General features: G+C 63.6%; 10 protein-coding genes. 6 read left to right on the top strand and 4 right to left on the bottom strand.

Annotation, left to right across the window (positions count from 1 at the left end; all coding sequences use genetic code 11):
- Positions 1-57 precede the first annotated feature (57 nt).
- From AN936_RS23820 to AN936_RS23805, 4 genes are read right to left on the bottom strand one after another with little or no spacing between them, the layout of a single operon-like run.
- Positions 58-1,626 (bottom strand): type IV secretory system conjugative DNA transfer family protein, encoded by a 1,569-nt coding sequence (locus AN936_RS23820; protein ID WP_084758719.1) that lies wholly within the window; start codon positions 1,624-1,626, stop codon positions 58-60.
- Entirely contained in the window at positions 1,626-1,910 is a 285-nt protein-coding gene (locus AN936_RS23815; RefSeq protein WP_054590687.1) for a hypothetical protein, read from the bottom strand. Before AN936_RS23815 ends, AN936_RS23820 begins: the two co-directional genes overlap by 1 nt.
- Positions 1,891-2,133, bottom strand: a complete 243-nt coding sequence (locus AN936_RS23810; protein ID WP_054590686.1) for a conjugal transfer protein TraD — start codon at positions 2,131-2,133, stop codon at positions 1,891-1,893. Before AN936_RS23810 ends, AN936_RS23815 begins: the two co-directional genes overlap by 20 nt.
- A gap of 19 nt (positions 2,134-2,152) precedes the next feature.
- Positions 2,153-2,476 (bottom strand): conjugal transfer protein TraD, encoded by a 324-nt coding sequence (locus AN936_RS23805; protein WP_054590685.1) that lies wholly within the window; start codon positions 2,474-2,476, stop codon positions 2,153-2,155.
- A gap of 170 nt (positions 2,477-2,646) precedes the next feature.
- Here AN936_RS23805 and traA point away from each other — a divergent pair, with 170 nt between their 5' ends.
- From traA to AN936_RS23780, 6 genes are all read left to right on the top strand, one after another.
- Complete coding sequence (traA, locus tag AN936_RS23800) at positions 2,647-5,559, top strand: Ti-type conjugative transfer relaxase TraA (protein WP_054590692.1); 2,913 nt, start codon at positions 2,647-2,649, stop codon at positions 5,557-5,559.
- Positions 5,560-5,592: 33 nt separating this feature from the next.
- The gene (locus AN936_RS23795; protein WP_234715877.1) at positions 5,593-6,294 is read left to right on the top strand and encodes a DUF6118 family protein; all 702 of its coding nucleotides are present in this window, start codon (positions 5,593-5,595) and stop codon (positions 6,292-6,294) included.
- Between the two features lie 79 nt (positions 6,295-6,373).
- A complete protein-coding gene (locus AN936_RS23790) occupies positions 6,374-7,579 on the top strand; it encodes a sel1 repeat family protein (RefSeq protein WP_149037848.1) in 1,206 nt (401 codons plus the stop codon).
- Positions 7,580-7,865: 286 nt separating this feature from the next.
- Positions 7,866-8,537: a DarT ssDNA thymidine ADP-ribosyltransferase family protein gene (locus AN936_RS24540; RefSeq protein ID WP_158500140.1), complete on the top strand. Its 672-nt coding sequence runs from the start codon at positions 7,866-7,868 to the stop codon at positions 8,535-8,537.
- Between the two features lie 119 nt (positions 8,538-8,656).
- Positions 8,657-8,962, top strand: a complete 306-nt coding sequence (locus AN936_RS23785) for a hypothetical protein (protein WP_054590690.1) — start codon at positions 8,657-8,659, stop codon at positions 8,960-8,962.
- Entirely contained in the window at positions 8,959-9,918 is a 960-nt protein-coding gene (locus tag AN936_RS23780) for a tyrosine-type recombinase/integrase (protein WP_054590683.1), read from the top strand. Before AN936_RS23785 ends, AN936_RS23780 begins: the two co-directional genes overlap by 4 nt.
- Position 9,919 lies beyond the last annotated feature (1 nt).

Raw genomic sequence — 9,919 nt, 5'->3', positions numbered from 1 at the left:
GGTGATGAGGCGCTATCTCAAAGCTACCGTTCGATCTTCCGGGACCGGTGTGTGCGATTACGCCGGATCGAACAGGCCTGCGAACTCGCGCTGGTCATAGTAGCGGATTTTGCTGGCCCAGAGCGGGCGTTCGCCCTGGCGCAGCAGCAGGAGCGTGTCGGCCGGCATCCGCATGATTTCGTCGGGCGTGACGAGCCGCCGCGCCGTGACATGCGTGCTGACGCTTTCCGAGGGACCGGCGCGATTGTCGCCCCAGCCCGTGCCGCGCGACGTGCTGAGGGTCGCATATTCCAGCGTCGTGTCGCCGATCGTGCGCGAGAGCATGTCGGCGGTGGCATGGTCATTGACCCCGAACGTCTGGATCACGCCGGCATTGGACAGGAAGGTGCCGGCGCGCTCGCCATAGAGGGCGCGGAGCTGGTGCATGTCCTGAAGGATCGGCCAAAGCTGGAGGCCATAGCCCGCCATCAGCCCCATCGCGCGCTCTACCGGCTCCAGTCGGCCGAGGGCGGCGAACTCATCGAGCAGGAACAGCACCGGGCGTTCCGGCCGGGCAGGGGAGCGCGCCATGTCGGTGACGGCCTGCGCGACCAGGAGCCGCAGCCACCGCGCATAAGTATCGAGTCGATCCGGTGGCAGGCACAGGAACACGGTGCCGGGCCGCTCCTTCAGGTCGGCAAACCGGAAATCGGAGGCGGACGTGCTTTCGACCAGGCGTGGGCTGTCGAGAAAGTGGGTGTGACGCTGCGCCGACGACAGCACGCCTGCCGCCTCGCGATCGGATTTGCCGAGCTGGCGGTTGGCGGCGCGCGCGATCAGCCCGTGCGCGCCGGTGCTGGCCTGCATGTCCGCCAGCAGCGCGGCGAAAGCGGCGGGATCGCGGGTGAGCTTGTCGCGCACGGTCGCCAGCGTGGCTTGGGACACGGGCTCGTGGATGACGGTGTGTAGGATGATGCCGGCGATCAGCGCCTTGGCTTCCTCGTTCCAATGCGCCTCGCCCGATTGCCCCAGCGCGTCATGGACCAGCGCGTCAGCGATCGTTTGCGCATCTTCCGTGAGGTCCGGGCTCGCTGGGTCGAGCTGCGCCAGAGGGTTATAACGGGCCGCAGGACGCCCGGAGACGCCGAAGGGGTCGAGGCACCATACAGCACCCTTCCTAGCCCGCGCACGGGCCGTGACGCGGGCATTCTCGCCCTTGGGGTCGATGCAGACCACGGAGCGGTCGAGCAGGAGCAGGTTGGGGATGATCGTGCCGACGCCCTTGCCGGAACGGGTGGGTGCTATCGTCAGCAGGTGCGCCGCGCCGTCATAGCGGAGCAGCTTGCCCGACTCCTTGGCGCGGCCGATCAGGAGATCCCCGGTCGCCTCCAGCTTGCGCACGTCGGCGCGGTCACCGAAGCGGGCCGAGCCGAGCAGCTCATTCCTGCCGTTGCCTGCACGGCTGTTGATCCACCAGGTCGCGCCGATCAGGCCGACCAGGACCAGGAACGACACCGTGCCGGAAATCTGCCCAACGCCGAAGATGCCTTCCAGCCACCGCGCGGTCGCATAGGCCGCGACGAACGCGACGACGATCGCGAGCCGCCAGCTGATCGGCCGACGCCCGCCGATGAGCGGCCCCGCCATCAGCAGGCCTGTTCCAGCGGCGTGATCGCCAGTGCCGGATCGGCATCTGGGTGGCCGAGCAGCTTGAGGATGATTTGCGTGGCAAGGGTGGGGGGCACCGCCTCGTCGCGCAGCATGTCGAACAGCGCTTCCTCGTCCGGCTCCAGCGCCATGCCCTCGATCGCGAGGTTAGCGCGAGAGTCCGCGTCGTCCTCCCGCCATATGGCGTGCTCGGCCGGGGTGCCCCGCACGAAATCCAGCGCGCGGATTTGCCCGCGGACCGCCTCAATATCTAGGAGCGCCATCGCCTTTCTCCTTCGCTTCCGTTTCCGCGTCGAACGCGCGTTTGCCGCGCCGCTTCCAGAGCGCGAGGGTGCCGTCAGCATCGTCGCTGCCAGCGTGGCCGACTAGCTCCAGCAGCGCGCCATAGATGGTCGCGCGATCGTCGTCGGCGAGTTCCACCAGACCGGCTTTCTGGACGAGCCCGCCCAGCTCGATCAGGTGGCGGGTGCGTTCGCGGCGTTGCATGACCCAAGCTCGCGTATCGCTACGACGCTGCGACGCTTCCAGACGCTGGATCATCGCCCGGTTGCGCACTCCCGCTGTCGCCGTTGCCGCCAGCAGTCCGGCCACCTTTGCGCCCGCGCCGTTGAAAGAAAGCGGAGCCCTTCGCGCGCCACGCCTCCTTCGCTTCCGCGTCCTTGGAAGCGGTGGCATCGAGCAGCGCACCGGCGAGGGTTTCCATGTCGAGCACATCGGCCCCGGCGGCGATGACAAGCTGGCCAAGCTGTTCAATGCGACGTGCCTTAATCGCCTTGGCGCGGCTCTCCAGCGCTTTCAGCTCCGCGTCATAGTCGCGTACCTTGCGCATGGTGCTTTCTCCTTTCCGCGTCAGGACCACCGTAGCCTAGCAAAGAGGAAAAGGCAGGCAACCCATAATGGGAATGCACGGCAGTCAATCAGCAGGAGCGATGCGAGTGATGAGTGCGCGCTTATACGTCGTTGCCGACGTGCGCTAAGAAGTGCATCATGGCGGTCGCGATGGCGATCTATCATTTCAGCGCCAAGGTTATCAGCCGCGCGAAGGGCTCCAGCGCCGTCGCGTCCGCTGCCTATCGCTCGGCATCGCGGCTGTTCGATGAGAAGCTGAATCGCCATCACGACTTCTCGAACAAGGCCGGTGTGATCCACTCCGAGGTGATATTTCCGGAGGGCGCGCCGAAGCGTTTAAACGACCGCACTGCGCTGTGGAACGAGGTGGAGGCAGGCGAGAAGCGCAAGGACGCGCAGCTTGCCCGCGAGGTGGAGTTCTCGATTCCGCGCGAGATGGATCAGCAGCAGGGCGTGAGCCTCGCCCGCGATTTCGTGCAGAAGCAGTTCGTGGATCGCGGGATGGTCGCCGACCTCAACGTGCATTGGGACAAGGCGGACGACGGCAGCCCGAAGCCGCACGCGCATGTCATGATGACGATGCGGGAAGTCGGGCCTGAAGGGTTCGGCAAGAAGGTCCGGGATTGGAACGGCACCGAGCTGTTGCAGGAGTGGCGCGAGGCGTGGGCGGCGCACGTGAACGAGCGCATGGCTGAGCTTGGGCTGGAGGGCCGGATCGATCATCGCTCCTATGCCGATCAGGGCATCCAGCTTGAGCCGCAGCACAAGATCGGGCCGATGGGAACGCGCCGTCTGGAGGAGGACGAGCCGCACCGACGCGCCGAAGATCATCTGCGGATCGCGCGCGAGAACGGCGAGAAGATCGTCGCGGACCCGAATGTCGCGCTCGATGCGATCACGCGGCAGCAGGCCACCTTCACCACCCGCGACCTGGCTGTGTTCGCGTTCCGCCATTCGGACGGCAAGGATCAGTTCGACCAGGTGATGGCGGCGGTGCGCGCCAGTCCCGAACTGGTGGCGCTAGGCACGGACGGACGCGACCAGGAGCGGTTCACATCCCGCGAGATGATCGCGACCGAAGCACAGCTTGAGCGCGCCGGTGACGAGCTGGCGCGTGGCGCCAGGCATGGCGTGTCCGTGTCGCATCGCACCGGGGCGCTGGAGACGGCGGAAGGGCGCGGCTTGGTGCTGTCGGGCGAGCAGCGCGACGCCTTCGACCGTATCACCGAGGGTCAAGGGCTGACGTCGGTCATCGGCTATGCCGGCACCGGCAAGTCGGCGATGCTGGGCGTTGCGCGCGAGGCGTGGGAGCGCGAGGGCTATCAGGTGCGCGGCGCGGCCTTGTCCGGGATCGCGGCCGAGAACCTTGAGGGCGGATCGGGCATCCAGTCCCGCACCATCGCCAGCCTTGAACATGCGTGGGCGCAGGGCCGTGACCAGCTGTCCCGCAACGACGTGCTGGTGGTGGACGAGGCGGGCATGATCGGCACCCGCCAGATGGAGCGGGTGCTGTCCCATGCCCGCGACGCCGGCGCGAAGGTGGTGCTGGTGGGCGACCCCGAGCAGATGCAGGCGATCGAAGCCGGAGCGGCGTTCCGGTCGATCAGTGAGCGCCACGGCGCGGCCGAGATCACCGAGGTTCGCCGGCAGCGGGGCGACTGGCAGAAGGAGGCGACGCGCTCGCTCGCCACGGGCCGCACCGGTGAGGCGCTGCACGCCTATGAGAGCCGGGGCATGGTGCAGGCGGCCGACACGCGCGAGGCGGCGCGGGGCGAGCTGGTGGACGGTTGGGATCGCCAGCGCCAAGCCGAGCCTGACAAGACCCGCATCATCCTCACCCACACCAATGCCGAGGTGCGCGCGCTCAACGAGGAGGCGCGCGGGCGGATGCGGGCGGGCGGCGAGCTGGGCCAGGACGTGGGCGTCACCGTCGAGCGGGGCCGGCGCGACTTCGCATCCGGCGACCGGATCATGTTCCTGCGCAACGAGCGCAGCATGGGCGTGAAGAACGGCACGCTGGGCACGCTGGAGCATGTCAGCGAAGGCCGCATGGCGGTGCGGCTCGACGGGGGCAGCCGTGTCGCTTTCGACCTCAAGGACTATGCCCATGTCGATCATGGCTATGCCGCGACCATCCATAAATCGCAGGGCGTGACCGTCGATCGCGCGCATGTGCTGGCGACGCCGGGGATGGACCGGCACGGCGCCTATGTCGCGCTGTCGCGGCATCGCGACGGGGTGTCGCTCCATTATGGGCGCGACGACTTCACCGATCAGCGCCAGCTCGCCCGCGTCCTGTCGCGTGACCGCGCCAAGGACATGGCCGGCGACTATGCCGCCCCTTCCGACAATGACCGGGCGCGCGCGTTCGCCGAGCGGCGCGAGATCCGGTTTCCGGAACTCGCGCGGGAGATCGCCGCCAAGGTGCGCGACAAGGCCAAGGGCATGTTCGACGGCTTCCGGCCCCGGGCACCGCAGAAGACGTCCGCGCCGGAACGGGAGCCCGCGACCGGCGGCAAGCCGGGCCAGGACGAGGCGATCGAACGCTATGCGCGCGCCACGGCCGATATAGGCCGGATGCGCGCCAAGGGCTTGCCGGTGCTGCCGCATCAGGAGAGCGCGTTGCGCAAGGCCGGCGAGGCGCTGGACGCGGGCCGCTCTCATGCCGCGCGCGACCTCGCTTCCGCGCTCCGGCGCGATCCGAAGCTCATTGAGCAGGCCGCCGGCGGCAACACTGGTGGAGCGGCGCGCGCGATGGCCGAGGAGCAGCGCGTCTGGCTTGACCCGGATGCCCGCGCAGGCCGCTTCGTGGAAGCATGGAAGGCGATGCAGCGCGACCGTGCCGCCTTTGAGCGGGCGGGCGACCGTGCCGGTGCCGAGCGGTTGCGCGGCAACATGGCGAAGGTCGCCGGTGCGATCGGGCGCGATCCGCAGCTGGAATCCGCACTCCGCCGCCGCGCGCCCGAGCTGGCGCTGAAGCTGGAGAAGGACCGCGCGGTCGGTGACGCGCTGACGAGATCGCTGGGGCCGGATCGCGAGCGTGACCGGGGACTGAGCCGATAGGTTTCGCGCTTTCGGGTGCGTGAGGGAGACAGGATGAGCGAGGACGAGCACGAACCCGAGACAGCCCAGGAAGCCTTCGCGCGGGTGGAGGGCGAGCTGGCGCTGCTGCGCCGCGCAGTCGAGCGGATGGCGGTCGAGCGCGCCGAACTCCCCGAGCAGCCCGATTACAGCGAGACGCTGGCGGGCATGGTGCAGAAGATCGATGCCACCTTGCAGCGCGCTGACGCGCTGGTGGCGGCGGCCCGGGACGGAGCGACCCCACGCCATGTCGTTGACCGGATCGTGGCGGCAGGTGCGGATGCCCGCGCCGAGGACCGGCGGACGATCGCGACCGCAGCCGCCGAGCTGAAGGACGCAATCCGGGTGCTTCAGGGCGTGACGGCATCGGCGCGGCGCGGCGACGAGCAGAACCGCTGGCTGATGTGGACGGCGATCGGCGGCGTGGTGCTCGGCATGGTGCTTTGGGCGGCGTTCGCCGGCGTCGTGGCGCGCGCCGTGCCAGCGAGTTGGCAATGGCCGGAGAAGATGGCGGCGCGCCCGCTCAACATGCCGATGTGGGAAGGCGGACAGCGCATGATGCAGGCCGCTTCGCCCAGCGCGTTCGCTGCGCTGGCGGCGGGCGACCGGATCGTTGCCGCCAATCGTGAGGCACTGGAGGCGTGTCGGAAGCGCGCGGATCGTGAGAGCCAGGCGGTTCGATGTACCGTCAGCGTAGCGCCAAGGGAGCCCCAATAAGCACGGTGGCCCTAAAGAACACGCAGCGCATACGCCAAACGGCTTGTTGTGCATACGTTTCTCATTGCGGGAGAAGAATATGGCTGAGTTTCAAAAACCGTTCTTTACTAGCTCATCAGAGCAAATTGAAGGAGAGTATGTTGCTGGTGTTGCAGCTATACAAGAAGGAAACTTCAGTGCTGCAAGTATTCACTTCGGAAACGCTGCGCGAGGTGGACATGTCTCGGCACTCTTCAATCTGTCGCTTCTGTGGGGTGGAGGAAGCGTAACGCCGTATGACTTCGACCTGGCGGCAGACTGTTGGTATAAAGCAGCTGAAGCAGGGCATCCGCGTGCGAAGGATGTTCTCTGGCAGCTGGAGGCAGCTGACCGAGGTGGGTTTGGAGCAGACAATCTCGCGAAGTTCGCTGAAGAAGCGGCCTCTGGGGACAGCTTGGTCCCTTCAATCATGATTTGTGCGGCTCGTTTTTATGATGTGATTTGCCGAAAGTATGGCGCAACAGTCGACGTCATCGCCTATGAATTGGATGCTGCTGCTACCAGTGATTTCGATTTTGTACATTATTTCGTCAAACGCACGGGCATCGACACGGGATTTTACGACGGGGGCCTGAACCGTCTCAAACCCGGGTCAGCAGCAGATCAGATTACCGATGGACTAAATAAACTGCACGTCGCGATGCGGCGATCGGGAGTGAGCGATAAACTCGCCGTCATGGCTCGTTGCTCTATCGTGGGGCACATCATAGCAAAGTCGCCGTATGGGGATCGATCGCAGCCGCTGCGCGGCGTAGATACGTTCTTCAATAATGAACCTCTAGAAGGCGGTGAGATGTTAGGAATTTTTGGCCAAAAACCGAAGGACGGACCTCCCAACAGCGTTGGTGAGGCCAAGAAGCTTATAGAACGTCTCGGCCAATCTCGTGGCGGCGAAATCATCAGAGCCGGGGCGCTGTCTGGAAATGTATTCTGCCAGATATTCTTGTCCCAAGCCGGGCTTTCTATTCCGAAGGAACGGAGAAGTGACAAAGTCCAGCATGACTTAGCGATGTTTACCGAAATGGCGGCCAAGTCCGGTGACGCGGGGTCTCAGTTCAACCTGGGTAAACTGTATATGGACAAGATTGATGCCAGCGCTGAATATCTCGATCAAGACGATATAGATAATATAAAACAAGCGAAGTATTGGTACGGAATGGCTTCAAAGCAAGGCCTGCCTGAGGCTATGAAGTCTCTGAAAAACCTAGAAGTATTTAACTTTTTAAAACTTAAAGGGGTGATTTAATGGGTGCTGTAGCGGGAGGGCTAATTGTTCTATACCTAATTAGTAAAATTATGGAATGGGCAGTATGGAAGCGAATTTTTGAGAGTTACAGACCAATGGTATGGGTGAGCTCCATAGCTGCTTTTGCAATAATCTTTGTTCTATGGTTTTCACAACGGGATAAGGTCTACGCCTTCAATGCTGCAATGTTCATAGACTATGCAATTGCAGGTATCACTTTGCCTATTATTAGAACTATCTGGAGGAATCGTAGGAAAGCGAAAGCAAACCGGTCGGAGCGCTGAAATTGGCAAAGATCGGCTATCGAGATAAAATTCGAGAGATCGTCGCCTATCGTGGCATCGAGTACCTTTGCCATTTCACGCCAGCGCCCAATTTGCCCAACATCATAGCGCACGGTTTGCTATGTCGAGCTCACCTATCAACGGCCGGAATGCCCGCATACACCAGCATTGATCATCGCCTAGATGGTGAAGACCAAGCCATCTCTGTTTCGATCTCCGCAATCAACCATAGAATGTTTGAAGCCAAGCGAGCAGCGTCGGGTCGAACTGACTGGATCGTCCTGTTTCTCTGCCCCAGCGTCCTTTGGACGCATGAATGCCGTTTCTACGCTCGCAATGCTGCACGGCGTGAAATGCTCGATCACCGGGGCTTTCTGGGCGGTCCCTGGGCATTCAATAGAATGTTCTCGGAGTCATCTCATCCAAACGGGTTCACCGGATATTCTTATCGCGTGGATACCGGCATTGCCGATGCTCTTACGACTTACTCCGATGCGGAAACTCAGGTGCTCGAGCCGATTTCTCCCGAATATGTGATAGGAGCATGGGCCAATAGTATGCCCCTCGCCGAAATTGTGCAGAGCTGTCTAAACCGACTAAGTGGCTCTGAGCGTGACGTTCAGGTCCGGGACTTCTCTCCAAGATTTGTGAATGAATTCGACGCATGGGGTTAAAGGTTGCTCCTGCTTCGGCACACCCGGAGAAAGTCGCTGGTGTCACAACCCCTATCAGCGGATTTGCTCACGTTGTCATATATGATAATGTCCTTTATCGGATACATCAGGGGGCGTTCATGCGGGCAGTAAACGACAAGATCGAAGGCCCTTTGTTGATTGACGAAGACCTAGCCGTGCACGGCATGATCACCGCGGGAGCTGTGGTGCGTACCGGAAGGAAGCTGGTACTGCACGGCATGATCACCGGCGACCTCGTCATCGAGCCTAAAGCGCGCGTGATCATCCACGGAATGGTCAATGGCGTTGTCATCAACGATGGCGGCCGTGTCGAGATATTCGGCACCGTCGATGCCGTGGCAGATCGGTCTGCCGATGCGGTGACGATCATTGATCCGGTTGCTCACGTGAAGGGTCGGCGGTGACCCAGCTCGTCCCTTTGGCTCCAGATGCGGCTTTGCCCGCCCTCGTCGCCGTTGCGGGCGAGCGCGCGCGGGTTCGCTTCTATGAATTCTTCACGGCCAACATCCGCAATCCCAACACGCGCCGGGCCTATGCCCGCGCGACGGCCGAGTTCCTGGCATGGTGCGAAGCGCGAGGCATCACGTCGATCGCGGCCGTGCAGCCAATACACGTTGCGGGCTACATCGAGGAGCTGACAGCGGCACGGAGTGCGCCCACGGCCAAGCTGCGCCTGGCAGCCATCCGTCACCTCTTCGACTGGCTCGTGGTCGGCCAGATTGTCCCATCGAATCCCGCCGCGTCGGTGCGCGGGCCGTCGCATAGCGTCAGGCGCGGCAAGACGCCGGTGCTCGCCCCGGATGAAGCGCGAATGCTGCTCGACAGCATCGACGTGGCCACGCCTGCAGGCCTTAGGGACCGCGCCTTGATCGGGCTCATGATCTACAGCTTCGGCCGCATCGGCGCGGCCGAGAAGATGCGGGTGGAAGACGTTTTCACGCAGAACCGCCGCCTATGGGTGCGGCTGCATGAAAAGGGCGGCAAGCGGCACGAAATGCCCTGCCACCACAACCTGGAGGAATATCTGATTGCCTATATCGACGGCTGCGCCTTGCGAGGCGATCCAAAAGGGCCGCTGTTCCGCACGATCGCTCGTGGGACGCGGGCCTTGAGCACCAATGCGCTGCCGCAGGCCAACGCTTTCGCCATGGTGCGGCGGCGCGCTGCCGCCGCCGGCATTGCCACGGCGATCGGCAACCATTCATTCCGTGCAACCGGCATCACCGCCTATCTGAAGAACGGCGGCACGCTGGAGAAAGCGGCGATGATGGCAAATCACGCCTCGACGCGCACGACGCAGCTTTATGATCGGCGCTCTGATGAGGTCAGCCTCGACGAGGTTGAGCGGGTGCTAATCTAGC

Origin of the sequence: Sphingopyxis macrogoltabida, assembly GCF_001307295.1 — a bacterium.
Taxonomy (GTDB): domain Bacteria; phylum Pseudomonadota; class Alphaproteobacteria; order Sphingomonadales; family Sphingomonadaceae; genus Sphingopyxis; species Sphingopyxis macrogoltabida_B.
This window is presented reverse-complemented; position numbering and strand designations above follow the sequence as displayed.